20 protein-coding genes are annotated in these 22,539 nt (G+C 42.1%); 11 read left to right on the top strand and 9 right to left on the bottom strand.

The window, feature by feature from the left end:
- Position 1: 1 nt before the first annotated feature.
- The 5 genes from gcvH to G458_RS0107515 all read left to right on the top strand — a co-directional run bounded on the left by gcvH (position 2) and on the right by G458_RS0107515 (position 3,948).
- Positions 2–379: a glycine cleavage system protein GcvH gene (gene gcvH, locus G458_RS0107535; RefSeq protein ID WP_026951362.1), complete on the top strand. Its 378-nt coding sequence runs from the start codon at positions 2–4 to the stop codon at positions 377–379.
- Positions 380–391: 12 nt separating this feature from the next.
- Positions 392–763 carry a VanZ family protein gene (locus G458_RS0107530; protein ID WP_026951361.1) on the top strand — a complete coding sequence of 124 codons (372 nt, stop codon included), beginning with the start codon at positions 392–394 and terminating at the stop codon, positions 761–763.
- 69 nt (positions 764–832) lie between these two features.
- The gene (locus G458_RS0107525) at positions 833–1,513 is read left to right on the top strand and encodes an energy transducer TonB (RefSeq protein WP_026951360.1); all 681 of its coding nucleotides are present in this window, start codon (positions 833–835) and stop codon (positions 1,511–1,513) included.
- A gap of 123 nt (positions 1,514–1,636) precedes the next feature.
- Entirely contained in the window at positions 1,637–2,308 is a 672-nt protein-coding gene (locus G458_RS0107520; protein WP_026951359.1) for an energy transducer TonB, read from the top strand.
- Positions 2,309–2,376: 68 nt separating this feature from the next.
- The gene (locus G458_RS0107515; RefSeq protein ID WP_026951358.1) at positions 2,377–3,948 is read left to right on the top strand and encodes an N-acyl-D-amino-acid deacylase family protein; all 1,572 of its coding nucleotides are present in this window, start codon (positions 2,377–2,379) and stop codon (positions 3,946–3,948) included.
- A 2-nt stretch (positions 3,949–3,950) separates the two neighbouring features.
- Here G458_RS0107515 and G458_RS0107510 read toward each other — a convergent pair whose 3' ends face one another.
- Genes G458_RS0107510 through G458_RS0107500 form a run of 3 tightly spaced genes read right to left on the bottom strand, consistent with a single transcriptional unit; the run spans position 3,951 to position 9,191 of the window.
- Positions 3,951–4,829, bottom strand: coding sequence for a YicC/YloC family endoribonuclease (locus G458_RS0107510; protein WP_026951357.1), 879 nt, complete (start codon positions 4,827–4,829; stop codon positions 3,951–3,953).
- A gap of 11 nt (positions 4,830–4,840) precedes the next feature.
- Positions 4,841–8,125 carry a biopolymer transporter Tol gene (locus tag G458_RS0107505; protein ID WP_026951356.1) on the bottom strand — a complete coding sequence of 1,095 codons (3,285 nt, stop codon included), beginning with the start codon at positions 8,123–8,125 and terminating at the stop codon, positions 4,841–4,843.
- 19 nt (positions 8,126–8,144) lie between these two features.
- Complete coding sequence (locus tag G458_RS0107500; protein WP_026951355.1) at positions 8,145–9,191, bottom strand: NAD(P)/FAD-dependent oxidoreductase; 1,047 nt, start codon at positions 9,189–9,191, stop codon at positions 8,145–8,147.
- A 55-nt stretch (positions 9,192–9,246) separates the two neighbouring features.
- Here G458_RS0107500 and G458_RS0107495 point away from each other — a divergent pair, with 55 nt between their 5' ends.
- The 5 genes from G458_RS0107495 to G458_RS0107475 are packed head-to-tail and all read left to right on the top strand — an operon-like array spanning position 9,247 to position 16,298.
- Positions 9,247–9,900: an MBL fold metallo-hydrolase gene (locus G458_RS0107495; RefSeq protein WP_026951354.1), complete on the top strand. Its 654-nt coding sequence runs from the start codon at positions 9,247–9,249 to the stop codon at positions 9,898–9,900.
- The gene (gene pssA / locus G458_RS0107490) at positions 9,897–10,589 is read left to right on the top strand and encodes a CDP-diacylglycerol--serine O-phosphatidyltransferase (protein ID WP_026951353.1); all 693 of its coding nucleotides are present in this window, start codon (positions 9,897–9,899) and stop codon (positions 10,587–10,589) included. Before G458_RS0107495 ends, pssA begins: the two co-directional genes overlap by 4 nt.
- Positions 10,586–13,813: a type IX secretion system sortase PorU gene (gene porU, locus G458_RS0107485; RefSeq protein ID WP_051287113.1), complete on the top strand. Its 3,228-nt coding sequence runs from the start codon at positions 10,586–10,588 to the stop codon at positions 13,811–13,813. Before pssA ends, porU begins: the two co-directional genes overlap by 4 nt.
- Positions 13,810–15,027, top strand: coding sequence for a type IX secretion system outer membrane channel protein PorV (porV, locus tag G458_RS0107480; protein WP_026951351.1), 1,218 nt, complete (start codon positions 13,810–13,812; stop codon positions 15,025–15,027). Before porU ends, porV begins: the two co-directional genes overlap by 4 nt.
- Positions 15,027–16,298 carry a M16 family metallopeptidase gene (locus G458_RS0107475; protein WP_026951350.1) on the top strand — a complete coding sequence of 424 codons (1,272 nt, stop codon included), beginning with the start codon at positions 15,027–15,029 and terminating at the stop codon, positions 16,296–16,298. The genes porV and G458_RS0107475 overlap by 1 nt, the downstream gene beginning before the upstream one ends.
- On the opposite strand, the gene G458_RS0107470 is transcribed toward G458_RS0107475, so the two are convergent.
- Genes G458_RS0107470 through G458_RS0107460 form a run of 3 tightly spaced genes read right to left on the bottom strand, consistent with a single transcriptional unit; the run spans position 16,295 to position 18,592 of the window.
- A complete protein-coding gene (locus tag G458_RS0107470) occupies positions 16,295–17,245 on the bottom strand; it encodes a glycosyltransferase (protein WP_026951349.1) in 951 nt (316 codons plus the stop codon). The two genes, G458_RS0107475 and G458_RS0107470, sit on opposite strands and share 4 nt — an antisense overlap.
- A complete protein-coding gene (locus G458_RS0107465; RefSeq protein WP_051287111.1) occupies positions 17,242–18,177 on the bottom strand; it encodes a hypothetical protein in 936 nt (311 codons plus the stop codon). The genes G458_RS0107470 and G458_RS0107465 overlap by 4 nt, the downstream gene beginning before the upstream one ends.
- Positions 18,149–18,592, bottom strand: coding sequence for a sugar 3,4-ketoisomerase (locus G458_RS0107460; RefSeq protein WP_051287109.1), 444 nt, complete (start codon positions 18,590–18,592; stop codon positions 18,149–18,151). Before G458_RS0107460 ends, G458_RS0107465 begins: the two co-directional genes overlap by 29 nt.
- 91 nt (positions 18,593–18,683) lie before the next feature.
- Between G458_RS0107460 and G458_RS0107455 the strand changes: the two genes are divergently transcribed.
- A complete protein-coding gene (locus tag G458_RS0107455) occupies positions 18,684–19,298 on the top strand; it encodes an IMPACT family protein (RefSeq protein ID WP_026951346.1) in 615 nt (204 codons plus the stop codon).
- On the opposite strand, the gene G458_RS0107450 is transcribed toward G458_RS0107455, so the two are convergent.
- The 3 genes from G458_RS0107450 to G458_RS0107440 are packed head-to-tail and all read right to left on the bottom strand — an operon-like array spanning position 19,288 to position 22,522.
- Entirely contained in the window at positions 19,288–19,890 is a 603-nt protein-coding gene (locus G458_RS0107450; protein ID WP_026951345.1) for a 3'-5' exonuclease, read from the bottom strand. The genes G458_RS0107455 and G458_RS0107450 overlap by 11 nt on opposite strands.
- A complete protein-coding gene (gene nhaC / locus G458_RS0107445) occupies positions 19,887–21,344 on the bottom strand; it encodes a Na+/H+ antiporter NhaC (RefSeq protein WP_026951344.1) in 1,458 nt (485 codons plus the stop codon). The genes G458_RS0107450 and nhaC overlap by 4 nt, the downstream gene beginning before the upstream one ends.
- 47 nt (positions 21,345–21,391) lie before the next feature.
- A complete protein-coding gene (locus G458_RS0107440) occupies positions 21,392–22,522 on the bottom strand; it encodes an NAD(P)/FAD-dependent oxidoreductase (protein ID WP_026951343.1) in 1,131 nt (376 codons plus the stop codon).
- Positions 22,523–22,539: the final 17 nt, after the last annotated feature.

Raw genomic sequence — 22,539 nt, 5'->3', positions numbered from 1 at the left:
AATGAATTTTCCTCAAGAGCTCAAGTACACTAAAGACCACGAATGGGTCAAAATCGATGGCGATATCGCAACCATTGGAATCACTGAATTTGCACAAAAAGAATTGGGTGATATCGTATATGTAGAAGTAGAAACCGTAGGCGAGACCATTGAAGCTGGTGAAGTATTTGGTACCGTTGAGGCAGTAAAGACCGTTTCTGACCTCTTTATGCCACTGACTGGAGAAATTATTGAGTTCAATGAAGAACTGGAAAGTTCTCCAGAATTAGTAAATGAAGCTCCTTATGAAGCTGGATGGATGGTCAAAGTGAAGATCTCAGGAGACCTACCTGAGGATTTGCTGGACTCCAGTGCTTATGCTGAACTAGTAGGAGAATAAGAACTAAAATTGTTGCGCTTATCTTTAGCCATCCTCTGGTTGCTATTTCTTTGTTGGGCAATGCTCAGTCCTGGGACTACATTTCCGGATGTGGACATGTTCAACTTCCAAGACAAAGTAGTTCATTGGATTGTATTCACTATCCAAGCTTATCTCTGGACAGGAGTCGGAATCAAAGAAAAGGCAAACTTATATACCCAAAAAAGAATCTGGTTTAATTTCCTGATTTTGGGAATAGGAACCGGTGTGATTTTGGAATACACGCAACAATTTATCCCCTTTCGCTCGTATGACATTATGGACATGATTGTCAACATGATAGGAGCAATTTCAGGATTAGGGCTATATTTTAAATGGCCATCCATTAAAATGATCTTGGAATAATCTCGAATAATTGTTACAATTGTTATCCTAAAATCGAAAAGATTAACCTGTATAAAAACCAATTAACTCATGGAAGCAAAAAAGACTCCTAGTGCTGACTTGACCAAGAGGGTGGGTATGTTCACCAATCTTGGTTTGGCAGTTGCTGTAGGTCTCACTCTTGCTGCCTTCGAATACAAATCATTTGACGATAGCAACTTGAAAGATCTTGGTGCTGTAAATGATAACTTCGAGGAATTGCTTGATGTGCCTATCACTGAACAGCCACCACCACCACCGCCACCACCACCAATGGAACAACCGATCATTGAGGAAATTCCTGATGAGGTGAAAATCGAAGAGAAAATTGAAGTAAACTTCGATGTGGACGTGAAAGAAAAAACTGTCATCAAAGAAGTGGTGATCAAAGAAGCACCAGTTGTGGAGAAGGCAGACGAAATCTTTGACGTGGTAGAAAACCAGCCTGAGCCTCCGGGAGGTATGTCCGGATGGAACCAGTACCTTTCCAAGAACTTGAAATATCCAACTCAAGCTCGAAGAATGGGTATCGAAGGAACAGTAATCGTAGTATTCGTTATCAACACAGATGGATCTATTCAGGACGTTGAAGTTTTGAGAGGTATCGGTGGAGGTTGCGACGAAGAAGCGGTAAGAGTAGTTTCTGAGGCTCCAAAATGGACTCCAGGTAAGCAAAGAGGTCGTCCAGTTCGTACTAGAATGAGACTTCCAATTAGATTTAAACTAAGCTAATCACAAGAGACCCGAGAAATCGGGTCTTTTTTTTGACCTTTTTTGATTTCTTAATAAATGTTATACAATTAGTTATTCATGCACTAATTGATTAATTTTTTAATACACAAATTCACAATCAGCATGGAAACCAAAAAAAATCAACGAAAGGACGTCTACAGGTGGACGCAAACCTTTTTCAGTTTGGGACTGGCACTTTCAGTCGGCGCTGTATTGGTGGCTTTCGAATGGAAAGCTTACGATGAAAAGTCACCGATGACTTTTGATCAGGGAGTCTTAAACTTGGATGAATTTGAGGTCCCAATTACTATTCAGGAACCTCCCAAGCTTCCTGATCCTGTAAAAATCCCGGTTTTTGAAGTTATCGATGATGAAATAAAAGTCGATGACAAATTTGATTTTGACTTGAATATCTCCGAGAAAGATGAGATTCCAGAAATCAAATTGGATGACACCCCACCTGTAATTGAAAAGCCTGAAGAAATCTACGATTATACGGAGGTTCAAGCCAGCTTCGTTGGTGGAATGGAAGCTTGGTATTCTTATCTCAAAAAGAACCTTACTTACCCTAAACTAGAGCAAAGGGCTGGAATTGAGGGTACTGTATTTTTGAGATTTGTCATCAATAAAGACGGAAGTATCGAAGATATCCAAGTCCTCAGGTCTGCCAGTGAAGGACTAGATGCTGCTGCCATAGCGGTGGTCCAAAACTCCCCAAAATGGGAACCCGGCCGTTTTAGAGGTAAGGCAGTAAGATCCCGGATGACCATCCCAATTCGCTTCAAACTCCAATAACTTCAAAAGCCTGCATTGACCTGCAGGCTTTTATTTTTATCTTGACTCCTACCCCAACCTAGCTTCCTATGATCAGACAATTTTGGATTCCTGTATTGTTTCTGTTGCTTTTATCCTGCAATCCCCAGCCAGAATTCGACTTGGTTATTCTTAATGCCACAATTTATGATGGAAGTGGTGCTGAAGGCTATCAGGCTGATCTTGGTATCAAGGGTGATAAAATTGTCTCTATAGGAAACCTTCAAAAACAACGGGCTTTAGAAACAATAGATGCTTCAGGTCTGGCGGTAGCACCTGGGTTCATTGATATGCATACCCATTTAGAACCTATCAAAGAATTACCCACAATGGAAAGTTTGGTAAGGCAAGGAGTTACATTTTCCTTAGGGGGACCAGACGGTGGCGGGCCTTGGCCATTTGGGGATTATCTGGCTTCCTTGGATACATTTCCTTTGGGATTAAATGTGGGGTACTTGGTTGGGCACAATACCATTAGGGAAGAAATCATGGGAAATGAAGACCGAGAACCAAGCCCAGAGGAATTGAATCAATTGGAAAACATGGTCTCAGAAGCAATGAAACAGGGGGCATTTGGAATCTCTACAGGTCTCAAGTATCTACCCGGAACTTTTGCCAAAGTAGATGAAATCATTTCCATTTCCAGAAAAGCTTCCGAACTAAACGGTATTTACACCTCACATCTCAGGGAAGAAGGCTTGGGCTTAATTGATGCGGTCCAAGAGGCCATCTTTATTTCACAGGAAGCAAAAATCCCAGTCATCTTGACCCATCATAAAGCCATCGGAGTCAAAATGTGGGGGCAGAGTTCACGTACTTTGGCCTTGGTGGATTCTGCTAGAGCTAAAGGACTGGAAATATTTATGGATCAATATCCATATGCTGCAAGCCACACAGGAATCAGTGTTTTAATACCTGCTTGGGCTTTGGAGGGTGATAAGTTCAAAGAACGAGTCGCTGACCCTTCCCAGCGGGGAAAAATCAAAGAAGAAATCATTTTCAATATTCTGAATGATCGGGGCGGAAGTGATTTAAGAAGGATTCAATTTTCCAGAGTGGCTTGGAAAAAAGACCTGGAAGGCAAAACGCTTCAGGACTGGGCGATTGAATCAGGAATGGAACCTACGGTAGAAAACGGTGCTGAACTCGTCATCCAAGCCCAGCTCAATGGTGGAACTGGTACCATTTATCACGCTATGGATGAAAATGATGTCAGCAATATCATGAAGCATCCAATGACCATGATCGGCTCAGACGGACGCCTGTCCAAACCCGGCGAGGGTCATCCTCATCCCAGGGCCTATGGCACATTCCCAAGAGTGCTTGGACATTACTCCAGAGAACTCGGGATATTACCCTTGGAAATGGCCATTTACAAAATGACAGGACTTTCAGCTAGCGTATTGGGACTTAAGAACAGGGGCAAAGTCGCTGAGGGCTATATAGCCGATCTTTGTATTTTCAATCCTAAAACCGTCATCGACCAAGCTACTTTCATTGAGCCACACCAGTACCCCAAGGGAATAGAATTTGTAATCGTCAACGGAGTCCCAGTCGTAGCCAATGGCGCCATGACTGGGAAGACTCCAGGTAAAGTAATTCGGAAAAACCTTCAGGAATAACCTTAGAGAACGTTCAGAGACTGCTCTTTGATCTTTTCAAGCTCATCCTTCATGAGAATGACAGATTTCTGTATTTCCGCATCGTTAGCCTTAGATCCGATGGTATTGATTTCTCTTCCGATTTCCTGACTGATGAATCCTAATTTTTTCCCTTGAAAAGAATCCTCTTTCATGGTTTTCAGAAAATAATTCAGGTGGGTCTCCAGTCGGACTAATTCTTCAGTGATGTCTATTTTCTCAAAATAATAGATCAACTCTTGCTCAAAGCGATTGGCATCAAAGGAATTCTCTTCCATCCATTGTGAAAAGTGCCCTTTGATCCGCTGCTTGATTTTCTCTTTACGCAGGGGATCCTCCACTTTGATTCTTTCAAGACCTTCCCGGATCAGCCCAATGCTTTCCTCCAATTTTTGCAATAAAGAAGCACCTTCATCCTTCCTGAAGCCATCACATTTCTGAAGAGCTGTCTCTAACACTTTTTTAACCTGATCCCAATCTTCCCCTTCTTCTCTTTCCTGAGGAATGGTTACAATGACATTGGGGGCCTGTAGAGCAAGCTTGAATAGATCAGCAGGACTTTCTCCCACTTTAGCTGATAGGCTTTTAAACTCTCTATAATAAGTCTCAAAAAGGTCATGATTGATACTTACCGGTAGGTTTTGCCCTCCTTTGGTAAAAAATTCAATAGATATGTTGACTTTTCCTCGATCCAGGATTGACTGAACAAGGTTTCTAATCTCAGGTTCTTTATCAGAAAATTGTCTTGGACTTCGGATCGAGAGGTCCAAAAACTTGGAGTTCAATGATCGGACTTCAACTTGCACCATCAGGTGTTCATTTTCCAATCCGGCTACTCCAAAGCCGGTCATAGATTTAATCATTTTTTCAAGGATTAGAAATTGTAGCCCAAAGTAAAGTAAAACTTCAGATCTTCATTCTGATAATTTCGGATGGGTTGGGCCACATCAAATTTTACGTAATAGTTCAATAGAACCGTTCTCAATCCAGCTCCAAAACTTTGAAGCCATGGATTGTTGAAGTTATTCAGGGTGATGACAAAAGGTGAGCCTTCGGTATTGATGACTTCGGTATTTTGATCATTGATTTTTTCCCAAGGGTGGAAATCATTCCAAGCGGATCCAATGTCATAGAATCCCACCAATTGGAAGTTTCGGATAAAATTGGAGGTGATATTTCCTCTCGTCAAATAAGAAAATACCGGAAGACGCAACTCTGCGGTGAAGGTAACCACATTTCTGCCTCTAATCTCATCATAGTCAAACCCTCTGAGGTCAACAAAATCTGCAAATAGGATATTTGAATTCTCAGCCCCTACAGGGTTTCGCACCGGAGAAGGTTCCGGTCTATTGGACGGGGGATTGTAAAACTCATTAAACAACCAATTGTCCATCCCGCCTACGAGGTAATTTTGAGGGTTTTTGCCCATAAATGACCCCACATAGAGCTTGCTTGCCAATACAATGTTCTTGTGAATTTTTTGGAAGTTTCTGACATCCAAATAGAAATTGCTAAATGACCGATCTCCATGGTTTAAGCCTTGATAATGCATAAACCCTACTTTCCCCTTTAGACCGGTATAGGCATACAGACCTAGCGGATGTGTTTTATCATAGACAAACTCCACTTTACCTCCTAGGTAATTGACATCAAACTTGTTCTGAGCAGGATCTTGACCCAAAATAATGGAGTCGGCGTTCAAATTGAAGTACTGAGACTTGGCTACAAATGGAGCTGCATAAACCCTTGAATTAATCGTCAAAGGATAGGAAACACCTGCTTCTACTTTGGTCAAAACGTATTTCTGGAAAGTGATAAAGTCATTTTCCTCCACTCGGATAGTCCTTCTATCAAACCTGCCACGGAAATCCAGCCGGCTTTTTAAATATTCATATTCAAACCAGATATCTCCTCCGGAATTAAAATCCAATGAAGTCATGATTCCCCCAGTAAAGACGTGATTGTCCAGGATATCTGTCATTTTTCCATTCATACTAATCCCGAAACCTCTCAATGGATCTACTACAAAATGGGTATTGACATTACTGGTAAAAAACTGCGGTTCCATTCTTCTTGGACCTGAAATTCTTTTTTGCAGACTTTGCTTTCGGAAGGCCTCCAAAAGATTCGGCTTATTGCTTTCACTTACAGCCTGCTGAGGAACGGTAGGCGGGAGAGTATCAAATACGTAATTCTCTGTATTAATCCCCTTTCGGTTTTCGAATCGAAGCCGGTCCAGATTAATTGAAGAAGTGTTGGTCTTTACAGTGTCTGCTTTTTCCTCAGGCACCGCCACTCTCTCCACTGGTGCCAAAGTTTGTACTTGTTGGTTTTCTCTTGCTTCCAAGAGTCTTCTGGCTGCCAATCTTTCATTGAGGTCTTTTGCCTGGGCCAACTGCACCCGAGGAGTACTAGGCGTAAACTGATCCGCTCCGCTGTATCCCTCCACAAAAAGCAAGGAAGACCTTCCATCCCGAACAGCATAAGCGATTTTGTTCATTCTGCTGGTGACATCAAAGACTTCAATACTTTTACCAAAGGCAGAAATCTGGTTGGAAACTTGATTTCCGATATTCAACCGCATCAGATTGTTGATACCGCTCAGATCACTCAGGTAAACCATGGTATTGTTGTTCACCTTTTTTGGCATCAGGTTTTTACTGTTGGTATTGGTAAGTTTGGTGTAGATCGTGGTGTCTTTCTGCACCTGCACCATATACAGATTATAGATGTCGGGGAAAACCTTGATATCCGGCGTCCCCGTCAAAACCGAGTCGGGAAGCTCCGCGAAGTTGGTGGAATAAATGATTGTAGAATCATTCAAAAAGGTAGGTGTCAATTCATCAAAAAGATCATTGGTCAATCGCTTTCCTTGACCTCTGACATTTAGGGTATAAATATCCGATTTACCATTCGAAATCGCCGAAAGAACCATATTGTTACCTCTTTCATTAAAAGCCAAACTGGTAATCTGGGTGATGTTTCTAAGAAATATTTTGTCCTGTGAACTTCCATCAATAGACCTTAGGCGCAAGGTGGTGAACCCTCTTTTGAAAGAGGCAATAGCAATATTCGCACTATCCCTCCAAGCAATCACAGGGGAATAAAGATTTGGAGGCAAAACATCGTAAGAGGCACCACCCGCAAATACAGTCTGCTCAAAACCTGAAGAAACCTCCCGCACAACTACTTTGTATTTCCCTCCATTATTCACCACATAGGCCAAGTTCAAGCCATCAGGACTAAACTTGATATCTGAGATTGCTCCCACCATTCTGGAAGAGGTCTTTGCAATTGCTGCATCAGGATTGATTTCTTTGAACCCTGCATATACCGGTTCGCTGACTTTCAAATAGTAATTTTTCCATTCGTCGAAGAAAACTTTAGCATTGACCCCAATTGTGTTGGCAATGCTGTTTTCTTCATTTCTGTTAATTCTAGAAAGGTTGAGAATACTGGACACATATCTTCTCCCGTACCTTTCAGAAATGTAATTCCAAATGGACTGTCCTACCAGCCCCGCTTCCACTCCCGATAGGGATAGGATTTTCGGGTTTTGAGTTTCCTTCAAATATCCGCGGATGAAATCATCCATTTCCCGGCTCCATCCTTTGGCCAGAAAAAGTGACAAACCTTCGATATACCATTCCGGAAAATCAATAACCAAGTTGGACTGAAAAGCATCGGAAACAGAAGCCCCGTAAAGCATTTCTTTGATAATTACCTTGGTGGTCGCTTGAATCAAATCTTCCTTGAAAAGATCAATTCTGCCTTTATAAGATACTTCGGCGATTAATCGGGTGAAGTTGGTCTGTCCGTCTATGGTGTATTCGTCCGCATTCAGATCCAGATTACTCTGAAGTCTTTCTTCTGGGGAATTGTAAATGTAAATCCTTGGCTTGGTGTAGGCGACGTATCCGATATTTTGAGTCAGTCGATCAAATTCAGACTCCAGATATTCAATTGCCATCTTGGCATTAGGACCTCCTCGGTCGTAATAGTAAACCTCAAAATTATTGGAGGAATAAAAATACCAGTCAAATTCTTTGTGTTGCACTCTATTCTTACCAAATCGTTCCTGATCGAATTGCGCCATGGACAAGGAACTTACCAGAAGAAAAACTGCTAATAGAAGGGACCGAAATATGGTAATTCGCATTCGATGAAAGTTGATCTGTTTAAATATACTTAAAATACCTTTTGATATCCACTTCGGTATCCAGAGGCTTTTGATGAAGAATAAAATCCCTCATCATTGCACTAAAATAAGGAATCAAAGAGACTCCTTTGGCTCCGAAACCGTTGAATATGTAAACGCCATCTTCCTTTGGATGTTTTCCCAAAAATGGCTTTCTATCCTTGGTAGCTGGCCTAATTCCGTGGCGATGACTCTTGATATCCTCCACCGGTACTCTTACCAAATTTTCCAGCTTTGAAAGCAACTCGTTTTTTGCGCTCTCTGTCGGCCCCAAGTCCAGATCATGCCAGGTGTAAGTAGAACCTACCCGAAAAACTCCATCCTCCAAGGGAACTCTGAATACTCCCCTGTTAATGATCCAATCCGGATCGAAACCTTGTTGAACTTCCAAAATCTCTCCTTTCACGGGAGCGAATGGCAAAAAACTGAAATAATGAGATTTCAAGGCATCAAGACCATTGCAAAAGACAACTCCTCTCGCTCTCAATCCTTTATATTTCCAATACTCTCCATCTTTTTCCAAAAGCTCTTCTTCGAACAGTTCACTCTTCACACTCTCTCCGAAATGATCAGTCATGGAGTCTAGGTAGGTTTTAATATCCAACCATCCCGAATGACGGAGCAAGACTCCTCCAAAAGGATCTCTGATTTCGTCATGTTGACTTTCAGTAAAAATCTTTTCGATGAAAAGATCTAAAACAGGATCACTGGAATGCCCCATCCATTCATTTTGTTCCTCAATGGAAAGAAAAGGTCTGTAGATGGATTTACGAATAAAAAACTGCTTATGGGTGACCCGCTCGAGCTCTGTGTAAAAGCTTTCCAACTCAGGGAACAGTTTCTCTGCAATCCATGATTTCACCATCTTTTTTCCTGTGACAGGATTGAAAAGTCCGGCGGCTATTCGACTACTTTGGTTCTTTTCTGCTTGATCAAACAGGATTACTTTTTGTCCTTCCTGCTCCAGCCGATAAGCCATGGCAGTTCCCGCTAATCCCTGTCCTATGATCAAAAAATCAATTTCCATATCCCAAATTAAATCCTAATTTCCTTACTTTGCCGACTTTCAGGCGACTTTTACTATGCTTTCAATTCATAAATTTACCTTCAATCCATTTCAGGAAAACACCTATTTGGTTTTTGACGACACGGGTGAGGCGGCTATCATTGATCCAGGCTGTCACAACAATTCCGAACGTGCTGAACTGGAGGATTTTATCACTTCTCATCATCTCCAGCCAAAACTTCTGCTCAATACACATTGCCACATAGATCATGTCTTGGGAAATGCTTGGGTAAAGCGGAAATGGAATCTAGACCTTTGGATTCATCCTTATGAGGCTCAGGTTTTGAAATCTGTGGAAGTTTATGCTCCTAACTACGGTTTTCATGGTTACGAATCCGCAACCGCTGATAAATTTCTAGAAGAAGGAGGATTAATTACGATAGGAAAAGAATCATTGAAAATCATTTTTGTCCCAGGACATGCACCCGGACATGTGGTCTTTTATCATGAGAAAAGCGGGAATTGCATCGGGGGAGACACTCTATTTAGAGGAAGTATCGGCAGAACCGACCTTCCGGGTGGGGATCATGATCTTCTGCTTTCCAAAATCAAGTCAGAACTGTTTACCTTGCCTGAATCTACCATCGTTTACCCTGGTCATGGGCCGGAGACTACGATTGGTTTTGAAAAAATTCACAATCCTTTTGTAGGAGAAAGAGCAATCTATTGAAGATCAAAGCACACATACCCAACACGCTTACCCTTTTCAACCTGCTTTTAGGAGTGATCGGGATCATCTCCGTTCTAGACGGAAATGTATTTCAGGGAGCAACTTTTGTCCTGCTGGCTGCAGGCATGGACTTTTTAGATGGATTTGCAGCTCGGCTTCTGAAAGTACAGAGTAACCTGGGCAAAGAATTGGACTCTCTGGCGGATGTAGTTTCTTTCGGAGTCTTACCTGGAATTATAATTTTCCAGATGGCAAAAAATCAGAGCTCCATCGAATGGCTACCCTATTTGACCTTGATCATACCTATGCTCTCAGCCTATAGGTTGGCGAAATTTAACCTGGACACGAGACAAAGCGAAAGGTTCATTGGGCTCCCTACTCCGGCCAATGCCTTGCTGATCAGTACTCTCCCCCACCTTTTCATGCTTTTCCCGAAAATAGGAACTTGGCTTTCTACCCCCGTAGGTCTTATCGCCATTGCCTGGATTTTTTCCATTCTTCTGATCTCCGAAATCCCTTTGATTGCCCTTAAGTTCAAAAACTTCAATTTCTCGGAAAACATTTACCGTTTCCTGCTTCTTGCCATCGGTATTTTTTGTTTTGCAACACTCCAACTGGCAGGAATCCCGATCCTAATTATGGCGTATATTGGTTTGTCTTTGATCGAAAATGCAATTTCTCGTGAATGAAAGTTTCAGCTTGGTTGGTCTGGTTTGCGTGCGGCTTGGGATTACTGAATTCGGAAAGAGCCTCTGCCCAATTTTTTGAAACCAAAATTACCGAGTCAAAAATTTATCGCCTTTCGCTTTCAGATGCCCGAAAACTTGGCTTCAATGATTTATCACAAGTTTCCTTTTTTGGCTATCCCGGAATGCTACCCCAAAAGTTGGATTCCAGCCAACTTCAACTTCAGGAAATTCCAGCTTTCATCAAGGGAGAGAATCTTTATGTGTTTTTACAGGGCCCTCACTCTATCGATTGGAAAGAAAATGAATCTCCAAAGTACATTCACCATCACTATGAGGACACATTAAGCTACCTGATCGGAAAGAGTTCCAATCCAAAAAGACTTCAATCCGGATTTTCGGGAACAGCCAATATTCCAAACAACCCAGTCCTTTTCCGATTTTTCACCCACAAAGAAGAAAAAACCAACCTCTTGAATTCCGGGAAAACCTGGTATTCCAACCCTATTCGACAAGGGCAAAGTCTAAACCTGAATCTTGGACTTAAAACTCAGTCGGACCATCCCTGGCTGGTGTCAGGTGAAGTAATGAGCCAGGCTACGACGAGTTCAAGCATTCGGATCCTTACAGGAGACCAGCTCCTTCATGAAGTCCAATTTTCTCCCCTTCCAAACACGACATACGGTCTAAAAGGGGATGCCCGAACTTTTAATTTTGATTTTCTCCCTAATGGAAAGCAGCTTTCTCAGCTTCGGTTTACCTTTCAGGGAAATAGCTCAGGTGGCTTCCTCGATTATGTCTTGGTTGGAGTTCCATACTATCGGAATGAATGGGAAAATGGAGTCTTTGAAAGCGAAAAAATCCAGGAAATCCCCATTCCAACCGATCGAATGGTCTGGGAAGTCAGTGATTTTTTTCAACCCAAGCGATGGGAAGGAACCTCGGGAAATGGAAAAAAGTGGGCGATATTCTTTGAAAACTCTATCCCATCCCTGAGTATTTATGGCACTAAAAACCTTGGCCTGAGACTGAATTCAAAAAAAAGCGAGTTGCTGATTATCGCCCCTCCTCAACTTCTTTTCTCTGCTTCCAAACTCCAAAGTCATAAAGAAAGCCTAGGTGTTTCCTGTGAAGTAGTCAATCTCCAGGACATATATAATTCGTTCGGATATGGAAATTCTGATTTGTCAGCCATTAGGAATTTCATCGCATGGAAATATCATGCTTCTAAGACACTTAAAAATGTACTCATTCTCGGAAAGGGCACTTTTGATTACAAAGGAATATTAGGGGGTCGGCCTAATTTGGTGCCAGTGTACGCCAGCAGAAATAGCCTCAATCCCCTGACTACTTACAGTTCAGATGATTATTTTGCCCAGATCGACTGGGGTCAAGGGGAATGGGTGGAATCTAGGGAAGGCGATGAAAAACTCCAGATCGGAATTGGCAGAATACCGGTGATCAATGGCTTGGAGGCTGGTATAGTGATCGATAAAATAATCCGGTACGAAACAGTCCCATCTTTTGGAGCTTGGAAAAGGAATCTCACTTTCATTGCAGACGACGGAGACAACAATATTCATCTCCGAGACGCCGAATCCCTGAGCAAGTATTTAAATGAAAACCATCCAGACTTTCTGATTCAAAAGCAGTATTTGGATCGATTTGAACAACTTACTTCTGGCTCTTCACAATCTTCTCCCCAGGCGAATGCGGAGCTACAAAAAGCCCTGGAAAAAGGAACTCTTCTGCTCAATTTTATCGGGCACGGTAACGAAACCACTCTGACCGCTGAGGAAATATTTTCAGTGGCTGATTTAAAAGATTGGCCAGAAATGGATCTCTTGCCTATATGGATGACGGCTACTTGTGAGTTTGGCCGTTTTGATAGTCCTTTCCTGAGATCTGCAGCGGAGGAGTTGCTGATCGCAAAAAACAAAGGAGCCATTGCCTTGCTTTCTACAGGCCGCCCAGTTTTCAGCAGTGTGAATTTTACCCTGAACAATGCATTTATCCAGAATGCTTTCCTGCGAGATAGTGACCGATATCTTGATTTGGGGACTATCTACAAGAACACCAAAAACAACAGTCAAAACGGCCCCTTCAACAGAAACTTCTCACTCTTGGGCGATCCCAGCCTACGACTTCCTTTGCCAGAGCTAAGGATTGAAATCCTCGATCTCAAAACTGCCGGGGGATCAAAGTCAGATACGCTTCGAGCCAATCAGGAGGTTGTTCTTAGAGCTGAAATCCGAGACCCAATTTCGAATTCCATGATTGCTGGATTTGAAGGAGAATATCTGATAGAGATTTTCGGCAAACCCGAAACTCAAATGACTTTGGGAAACGAAAGCAATCCAGTCAGCTTTTCTGAGGAATCCAACAGAATATTCAAAGGAAAAGGGGAAGTGAAAGGAGGAACTCTAGAATCAAGGTTTTGGGTAGGGAAAAATATCGACCTTGATCTTGGTGAAGGCAGAATCCGAATCGTGGCTAAATCCAGTAACAATTCTTTCGAGGCGATGGGAGTAAAAGCAACTACAGTGGGAGGAGAAAACCCAAGCCCAGACTCAGACCAAGTGGGTCCTGAGATTCAATTGAAACTAAACCTTCAAGACCCTCCTTTCTTGTTCCATTCCCGCTCAGTTCAAATGGAGTTGAAACTTAATGATCAGAGTGGTGTTAATGCTTCTTCCTTTAACCCCAATCAACTTTTATCCTATCAAATCAATGAAGATTCGCCTGTATTTCTTGGAGACTTATATGTGGCAGAAAATGGGAATTTTAAATCCGGATATTTATCCACCCGAATTGAGGGATTGAAGGAAGGATTCAATACCTTGACCATCAGGGCATGGGATAATTTGGGAAATGGAAGTGTTTATCAGGTTCCTGTTGAAATTAGGGGCAGCGACCAAATTAGGATTCTTAGCCACAAGGTTTTTCCTAATCCTTCCTCAGATATTGCCAATTTTGAATTGACTCATAATCGGCCCGGTGAAACACTTCTACTAAAAATAGACTTATATTCATTAGGCGGCGAAATACTATTTTCAGAGTCCTTTCGTTACGTCAAAACCCTGGAGAAAATTGAAAACCTAACTTGGAATTTTTTCCAAGGGCAAACAAAATATCCAGCAAAAGGAACTTATATTTACAAACTAACGCTACTGACAGAAACTGATTTCACCTCTGATCAGGTAAGCGGGAAACTGGTAATCGAATGAAATTTAAGACCATCGTAGACAGAAAAAGTATTCTTTGTATTGCTCTGATTCTGTCTGGTTTTTCTGCTTTTGGACAAAATAGTGTAATCATTTCAGGACAAGATCCGAACCGAAGAGTGATTACCACGGCAGTTCCTTTTTTGAATTTTGCCCCAGACTCCCGGCATTCAGGTATGGGAGATGTGGGTGTTGCGACTTCGCCTGATGCCAACTCTGTAGCATGGAATTCCGGCAAATTGGCCTTCATCCAAGATGACTTTGGATTGTCACTTTCCTACTCTCCTTGGTTGGGAAAACTGGTGAATGACATGTCCCTGAGCTATCTCACTGGATTTAAGAAAATAGACGAAAATTCAGCTTTCGGATTTGATCTTCGCTATTTCAATATGGGGGATATTCAACTCACCGATGGCCGTGGAAACGAACTGGGCGAATTCAATCCCCGGGATATTGCCATTGGGGGTACCTATTCGAGAAAGCTCTCCCAAAACCTTGGCCTTGGTATCTCAGCGAGATTCATCTATTCCAATCTATCCGGTAATATCTCCTCCTCGTCAGGTGGAAACGAAGCCAAAGCCGGTATTGGAGTCGGCACTGATATTGGCATGTATTATCAAAAGTCCACTTTCTTAGGTTCAAAAGAAGGTTCATGGGCTTGGGGTGTCGGGATCACGAATATTGGCCCGAAGATCACCTACAATAGCGCTGAAGATTTGGATTATATCCCTACCAATTTTAGAATCGGTACTACCTACGGGTTCTTCTTCGACGAAAACAACAAGCTTTTCCTCTCCTTAGATTTCAATAAGCTTTTGGTCCCTACGCCACCAATATATGCCACCAATGAGGATGGTACCTTAGCTACTGATGAAAATGGAAATCTCATCATAGCTGCCGGCAAAGATCCTAACAGAGCTTTGATCTCTGGCTTATTCAGTTCCTTTGGGGATGCACCTGGAGGCTTTGAAGAAGAAATGAAAGAAATCACCGTTTCTTTTGGCGCAGAATACCTTTATGCAGAGAAATTCGCCTTGAGAACAGGGTATTTTTATGAAAACCAGTCCAAAGGAGGAAGAAGATATTTCACCATGGGGCTCGGTCTGGATTTGAACAAACTCGGCGTGGATTTCTCTTATTTGGTACCTCAGACTCAAAATCACCCCTTGGCGGAAACCCTTCGATTCACAGTTCTTTATACCATTTCCAGTAATTAATGCTTCTTGACAGATCCAAGGCTCCGGAATTTCATATTCCTGAGAACTTTGAGCTATCTAATCCGGAAAAATTAGAAACTCCAGCCGGAGTTCCAGTGTATTTTTTCCAGACTCCATTGTTGGAGGCTATAAAAATTGAAATTGTTTCCATAAGCTCGAGAATCCACCTTCCGCTTTCCAAAACTCTAGTTCCCTCTTTCACCTTACAACTGTTGACTGAAGGCACTACTTCCATGGATGAGGAACAACTTTCGGAATTCTTTGATTTTCACGCGTCCGAGGTGCATCCTTTTTCAGGATTTTCCCAGGAAGGCATCAGCCTATTGACTACCAAAAAGCATCTTTCTAAGGTGCTTCCAGTGTTTCTCTCCCTATTTACGCAGGCAATTTTCCCAGAGGAAAAAATCACCAAAAAGCAGGCTTTGAGGAAAGTAGGCTTGAGGCTGGAAATGGAAAAGAGTGCATCTCGAGCATCTATGCTTTTCAGAAACTCCCTTTTCGGTCCCAATCACCCCTATGGGCAAGAGGTCAAAGAGCATCATATCGAAGAGATTACCCGAAAGGATTTACTTGAATACTACCAAAATTATCTTTGGAACGAGGCAGATATTTTAATCTCAGGAGATTTTAACTCCGGGGAAATCAGGGCTTTGGTTCAGGACTTGGGTGCAATTCCAAAAGTACACGTTCAACGCCTGCCTTTTTCCCACGAAATCCACAGCATCGAGTCTATCACTGAGGAAAAACCAGAAGCTCTTCAGACTAGCATCCGTATCGGAGATTGGTCAATTCCCAAAACAGATCCTGATTTTATTCCTTTAACCGTCTTCAATACCGTTTTGGGAGGATATTTCGGTTCCCGTCTTATCAAAAACATCCGCGAGGACAAAGGACATACCTACGGCATTCACTCCTCATTAGGAGAAATTGACAATTACAATTACTGGGCAATTTCAGCCGATGTACAGAAGAAATTCAAGAATGAAGTCATCGAGGAAATCTACAAGGAAATCCAAACGCTGGTAAACCAACCCGTAGGAAAAGAAGAGCTGGAACAAGTGAGAAATTACCTGATAGGGCATATGGTCGGAAGATTCAGCTCCTCATTTGATCTGGTGGACAGATTTAAATCAGTTCATTTTTCAGGGCTTGACTTCGATTTCTATCGCAAGCAGCTGGAGTTTTTCCGAAAATTCAGCTCCGAAGATCTCATTCAAATCGGGCAAAGGTATTTCTCCAAAGGAAAATTTCAGGAAGTCCTGGTGGGCTAGACTAAAAACTCATACGCCCAGGATAAATCCCATTCTCTAGAAGCCCAAAGGGAATAAAACCTGAAAAGCAAGCCTTTCAGCCCGATACGTTTTCCCATTTCCACCAATTCTTTAGCAGGGCCAAAATTTGCTGACCAGAGGGCATGTTTTAGCTCATGCATAACTCTTTTCGCAAGTGCCTTACTCTCTTCAGGGTAAATGTTCATGGTTTCGATCTTGCTGCAGACCTTCACGGTACTGGGGAGCATCGGTGACTTATACCGCTGGTATTGAGCAGAGGACATGGAACTTCCGTGTTTTCTTTTCAACACTCCGATATGGTCAGAGAAAATAACAGGGTATTTTCTGGCTAATCTTAACTGAACATCAAAATCCTCATAATACAAGGATTCATCGTATCCTCCTTCTTTTTTGAGAATCTCTGCCTGAAACACGACTGTCGGGGAACAGATATAATTCTTCTTGATCAGAACTTCATACAAATTGGATAACTCGATTTCATCCACAAGTTCTCCTGCAGTATTCCTTTTGTAAAAAGTGGTGATTTCCTCTCTGGCATCTAGGATGTAGGCATCAGAAAATGAAAAAGCGGCATAATGGGCTTGCTGAAGTGCCCGGACACTAAGGGAAATATGATCTGGGAACAACACATCGTCTCCGGAGAGATCTACAATATATCGCCCCTTAGACTGAGCCAAAATCTCATTAAATAACCTGCAATAGGGCTTTGACTCTTCCAAAAGTATAGTGTGAACTGAGAGTTGGGTGGAGTTTTGGTTGACCCAGTCTTTAATTTTTTGGGCAGTATTATCCTTACTTCCGTTGTCCACCACAAAAAGCTCACGGAAGTTGTAATCTTGCTCACGGACGCTCTCCAAGGTCTCCTCAATCCATTCCTCCTGATTGTAAGCGATGCAAATGATGGTAGCTAATTCTCCAAAACTCATTTTTCTATCTTTCTATACCAGGAAATTTTATTGCTAATATCATTTGAAAATCTTGATTTAAAATACATCAAGGAATGATTTATACGATGATGTGTCTCGGAAGATCCCAGATCTATCAATTCAATTTTTTGCTCTGAGGCGAGTTGGAAAAGTGAAAAAACCAAGATATCCCCCAAGCTTTTTACGCTGGACTTGGGATCCATCGCTGAGAGGAAATAATACAATGAATCTGAAGTGAGTTTGACAACCAGTGAATGTGCGATCTCCCGCTCCCCTTGCGATAAAGAGATAAGGAAATATTTCTCAGGAAATTCAGAAACCTGGGATATCAGCCTTTTTTCTTCAAAGGTCACCTCATATCCTCGGGATGAATTCCAAGTTCTGATCTCATCTAGAAATTTAAAATTCTGAATTGCTCCAGCTCTTATTTTGATTCCGGATTCCTTCTCTTTTCGATGGATTTTAGAGGATTGCTCCTGAACTAGTCTTTTGATCTTTTTTTTCCCTAAGAAAAATTGATGACTGAGGACTTTCCTAAGTTCAAAACCTGACTTCAGCATCAAATTATTGATCAGGTCTGATTGGAAAACGTAAGGCTTTGGGGGCTGGATAATCTCTAAAGATTCTATTCCGATTCCTTTTAGGTAATCGATGACTTCGCGAATAAAGTCTTCTAAAATCTCCGAGCTGACATTTTCTTTGGACCAGATTCCTCCAAAAGGGGCATAAGGCAGGGAGATTGCGTGGTTTTCATTGGATATGGCGATCAACAGGGAAACTCTGGGCTTCCCGTTTTTCCCAAACTGAAATTCCAGCTGTCTCGGAAATTCAGAACTCCTGGAATCCATAAAAAAATCCCCAGAGTCCTCCTTAGGGTCTGGTATTACTGCTAAAGTATAAGAATCACCGATAGTTTTTTTGTAGGCTTTCAAAGTTTCCTTTATCTCTGATGTAATCATTTTCAGAAAATTCCCTGTCTGATAGTCCTAATAAGACTGCCCCATCCTCAAACCACACATCCACCCAGTTCATCGGAGGTACATAGACCCCGTAATTGGCTTTTGAAAGTTCAAACTCCAAGACACTTTGGTCCAAGCCTTCTACCCTCACCTTCAGTTTCCCCGCCAAAGCCACGAGAACCTGTGATTCCAAATAATGTGCATGACTACCCCGTGGCAGTCCTTCTTTCACTTCCGTGATCCAAAAACATCTCAAAATTCCACGAGGGAAAAGGTCTTTATTTTCCCAAAAATGCAATTTGCCTAAAGCATCTCCTGTCCCTGGTAGGGTAATTAATTCAGCCTTTCTGAAGTGTTGCCCTGGATCTTTGGAATCTGGAATAATCATAGCTAAAAATAAGAGAAAACCTATGAACAGGAGGTTAGGCTTAGGTTAATTTTCTAATTTCGGCTCGATTCCAAGACCAAAGAATAGTTATATGGAAGAAATGAGTGATGAAGATTCTTTTTTGACCTTATCTCGCAGCAGCGAGGCAATTTTAAAGGACCGAGGGAGTAAGTTTTTGGGATATGCATTTCCGGTCAAGTCTGAGGATGAAATTAAAACTCACCTTCAGGAATTGAAAAAGAAATATTATGATGCCACTCATCATTGCTATGCTTGGATTCAGGGTAGAAATGGAGAGCAATTCAGAGCTAATGATGATGGGGAGCCAAATCACTCAGCTGGAGATCCAATTCTTGGACAAATCAAATCTTTCAATCTCACCAATACACTTGTGGTAGTGGTACGATATTATGGTGGCACCAAACTTGGGGTCAGTGGACTGATTCAGGCTTACAAAACTTCCGCAGCCATGGCCTTGGAGGCAAATGAAATTATCCGGGAATTTGTCCAATCTGAGATCGAAATTGAGTTTCCTTACCCATCAATGAATGAGGTCATGAAACTCGTTAAAAAGCTGGATTTAGAAATTATTACACAGACCATGGAGCTGAATTGTCGATTTACTTTGCAATTCAGAGAAGGCCTTAAAGAAGAAGTCGTGACAAGGCTTGAGGAAATAGAGAATCTGGTCTTTCTTACCGATTAAATAAGGGATCTAAGTAACCATTTTCCCGCAGGACTTTGAATACCTTCAAACAAGCCCAGGCATCTGTCGCAGCATAACGCATTTGCTTTTCGGTAAGTTTTTCAGCTTCCCAATTCGAAACTTGCTCTGCCTTTGAAATTCGGATTTTCAGGACCATACCACATAGATTTCTAACACCCACATTGTGAAATCCGACCTTTTTCAATTCATCATTCAAATCAAAAAAAGATTGGGGGTGAAATGAATCTGTCAGCTTTCTGAGCGCTTTCAAATCGTCATGAACTGCAGCTCCAACTTTCACCAAGTGCTCCTTTTCCATCAGGTACCGAAGACTATCCGGGAATCCAATATGGTTGAGACGAAATAAAAATGCCTGGCTCTCTGTCGATAACTGCAATAAAGAGACGTGGTTAAACTGTCCTTTACGAAAGGTCGGCCTTGTCTCAGTGTCAAATCCGATCATCGATTTGGTCGCTAAAAACTCAACCACCTCTTCCACGTCATCCAGACTGTCGACAAGAAAAATCTCTCCCTCAAACTGACCTAAGGGAAGGTCATTAATTTCTTCTTTGCTAATGCTAAACGGTATCATACCAACTCTTCTTCCGGCTCAATGTATCGGATACCCAGGTTCAGGTATCCATAAAGAATGGTCATAAATGGGCTTATTATATTAAAAAAGCAATAGGGTGCGTAAACTAATGTAGCTACCCCCAAAACAGAAGCCTGAGTAGCTCCGCAGGTATTCCAAGGCACCAAAACCGAGGTCACTGTCGCTGAATCCTCCAGCGTTCTACTGAGATTTTCAGGCTTAAGACCTCTTTTCCGATAGACGTCTGCGTACATCCTTCCCGGCACCAGGATGGCAAGGTATTGATCCGAAGTGGTGATATTAAAGAATATACAAGTAGCTGCAGTAGAGGCTATCAAAGAACCGACTCGATGAACATTTTTGATGATCGATTCAGCCAAAACTTTAAGCATTCCACTTTCTTCCATAATTCCACCAAAGATCATCGCACAAATAATCAACCAGATGGTATTCAGCATCCCTGCCATTCCTCCTGTGGTCAGAAGTTCATTCACCACATCATTTTCAGTCACTATAGCGATATCTCCATACAAGGCCATCATCACGGACTTGAATCCCAGATAAAGGTAATTTCCGGATTCTCCTGCGATTGACATGATTATTTCAGGCTGAAAAATCAAGGCAAATACACCACCCAAAAGGGATCCGGTAAGCAAGGCTGGTAATGCAGGGACTTTCTTAACAATCATCACCAACACCACAACGGGAACGATAAACAACCAAGGTGTGATGTTGAAATTATTTTGAATAACCGCAGAAATCGTCTTGACATCATCTACCCCACCGTCGGTCTCATAGTTGAATCCTATAATCAAAAATATGATCAGTGTGATCAAAATTGAAGGAGTAGTAGTCTTGGCCATATAACGGATATGGGTAAACAAATCCGTACCCGCCATTGCCGGGGCTAAGTTGGTAGTATCAGAGAGAGGAGACATTTTATCTCCAAAATATGCCCCTGAGATGATGGCACCTGCAATAATTCCCTCCTCAAATCCCAAAGCCTTCCCAATTCCCAACAAAGCGACCCCAACTGTAGCCACTGTAGTCCAGCTACTTCCCGTGGCCACAGAAACTATCGCACTGATGAAACAGGCTGCTAACAGAAAAATCACGGGACTCAAAACCTGTAGTCCATAGTAAATCATGGCTGGCACAATGCCACTGATCAGCCAAGTACCTGCAAGTGCTCCGATCAGGAAAAGAATCAAAATACTGCTCATGGCAGAACTGATACTTTTCACAATGCCATCCTGAAGGGTTTCCCAGGTATATCCCAATTTGAAAACCGCAACCAATGCCGCTACTGCTGCGGAAAGGATCAAAACGATCTGGTTGGAACCTGAAAGTCCATCAGTACCAAAAACCCTGATATTGAATACCAGAAGAATAATTAGGAAAGCAAGAGGGATTAGCGCGTCAAGAACTTTTGGAGCTCTGGGAATTCCGTTCATCAAGAAAATTTAAGCAAGTTTTGAATCGACAATCTAAGTAAAAAATTCTAATTACCGCCCCCTAAAAGCTTGGAAAGGTCCTTTCCTACCTGCCACCCGATCGCCACGCCCATTCCTCCCAGTCGAACAGCGGCGGCAGTTCTTTCTCCAATGCTTTGAATCAGAGGAATTTTTTTGTTGCCAAAGGCCATAATCCCAGTCCATTCCATTTCCCAATCCAGGTTTTTCCCCGGTAAAATCACCTCTTTGGCTAATTCCACCAGATGGGCTTTGATCTTGGGATTGACTTCAAAATCAGTGGTATTTTCTTTTTCCATATCCTTATTCCTAGCCCCACCGATCAAAAGTCTCCCATCAATTTGCCTGAAATAGACGTACCCTTTATCCATGTGAAATGATCCTTTCCAAGGGATTTTGTCTTCAAGAGGCTTACTCAACAAGATCAAGCCACGACCGGGTTTAATTTCAGATTCCGGCCAGAGTTTTTTGGTAAATGCATTGGTGCAAATCCCGATTTTGCCTGCTTTAAATTCATAAATCCTGGATTTGCCCAGGTTTTCGGCAATGATTAACCCTGAATCCCGCTGAATTTCGACAACAGAAACTCCCGTCAGGATCTTGACTCCAAGACTGGAAGCCATTTCCCAAAGGCAATTCAAATATTTGGCAGGATCCAATTCACCTTCAAAGCGGTTTTCCACCACGGCTTTCACTGCGGAAGAAAAACCCATCTTTTCGTGCTTTTTTACCTTGGAGAAAACATCAGCTTTAAATGTCTTTTTCAAGATTTTATTCAGGTAGTCCATCTGATCCAAAGCGGGAAGATTATCTTCATCCAGCAGTTCAAACCCATGGCTGGGAACATATCCCAAAGCTTTTTCACCAAACTGTTTCCTGATATCAGTAAGTCCTTTGTGACGTTTTTTTACGAGTTGAAGTACTTCATCCTGAGTCATCGTCCAAAGGTCATCCAGAATTTCGGTAAGACTCCCAAAGCAGGCAAATCCCGCATTTTTAGTACTGGCACCGGTTGGAAAGATTTCTTTCTCCAAAATCAATACCTTCGCTTTGGGATGTTTCTTTTTGTAATGAATTGCCGCAGACAGGCCCGTAAAGCCTGATCCAATCAAAATAATGTCATAGGATAAAAAATTTTTTTGTTCCCAATAGCTAATCATATTCTACAAATTGGTTT

The sequence above is a fragment of the Algoriphagus mannitolivorans DSM 15301 genome, assembly GCF_000429425.1.
GTDB lineage: Bacteria > Bacteroidota > Bacteroidia > Cytophagales > Cyclobacteriaceae > Algoriphagus > Algoriphagus mannitolivorans.
The sequence above is the reverse complement of the archived record's forward strand: the minus strand, read 5'-3'. Positions and strand labels throughout refer to the sequence as shown.

Coding starts and splice junctions, on each gene's coding strand:
- gcvH (WP_026951362.1), top strand. CDS start 2: ATGAATTTTCCTCAAGAGCTCAAGTACACTAAAGACCACGAATGGGTC.
- G458_RS0107525 (WP_026951360.1), top strand. CDS start 833: ATGGAAGCAAAAAAGACTCCTAGTGCTGACTTGACCAAGAGGGTGGGT.
- G458_RS0107520 (WP_026951359.1), top strand. CDS start 1,637: ATGGAAACCAAAAAAAATCAACGAAAGGACGTCTACAGGTGGACGCAA.
- G458_RS0107515 (WP_026951358.1), top strand. CDS start 2,377: ATGATCAGACAATTTTGGATTCCTGTATTGTTTCTGTTGCTTTTATCC.
- G458_RS0107510 (WP_026951357.1), bottom strand. CDS start 4,829: ATGATTAAATCTATGACCGGCTTTGGAGTAGCCGGATTGGAAAATGAA.
- G458_RS0107505 (WP_026951356.1), bottom strand. CDS start 8,125: ATGCGAATTACCATATTTCGGTCCCTTCTATTAGCAGTTTTTCTTCTG.
- G458_RS0107500 (WP_026951355.1), bottom strand. CDS start 9,191: ATGGAAATTGATTTTTTGATCATAGGACAGGGATTAGCGGGAACTGCC.
- G458_RS0107495 (WP_026951354.1), top strand. CDS start 9,247: ATGCTTTCAATTCATAAATTTACCTTCAATCCATTTCAGGAAAACACC.
- porU (WP_051287113.1), top strand. CDS start 10,586: ATGAAAGTTTCAGCTTGGTTGGTCTGGTTTGCGTGCGGCTTGGGATTA.
- porV (WP_026951351.1), top strand. CDS start 13,810: ATGAAATTTAAGACCATCGTAGACAGAAAAAGTATTCTTTGTATTGCT.
- G458_RS0107475 (WP_026951350.1), top strand. CDS start 15,027: ATGCTTCTTGACAGATCCAAGGCTCCGGAATTTCATATTCCTGAGAAC.
- G458_RS0107470 (WP_026951349.1), bottom strand. CDS start 17,245: ATGAGTTTTGGAGAATTAGCTACCATCATTTGCATCGCTTACAATCAG.
- G458_RS0107460 (WP_051287109.1), bottom strand. CDS start 18,592: ATGATTATTCCAGATTCCAAAGATCCAGGGCAACACTTCAGAAAGGCT.
- G458_RS0107455 (WP_026951346.1), top strand. CDS start 18,684: ATGGAAGAAATGAGTGATGAAGATTCTTTTTTGACCTTATCTCGCAGC.
- G458_RS0107450 (WP_026951345.1), bottom strand. CDS start 19,890: ATGATACCGTTTAGCATTAGCAAAGAAGAAATTAATGACCTTCCCTTA.
- nhaC (WP_026951344.1), bottom strand. CDS start 21,344: ATGAACGGAATTCCCAGAGCTCCAAAAGTTCTTGACGCGCTAATCCCT.
- G458_RS0107440 (WP_026951343.1), bottom strand. CDS start 22,522: ATGATTAGCTATTGGGAACAAAAAAATTTTTTATCCTATGACATTATT.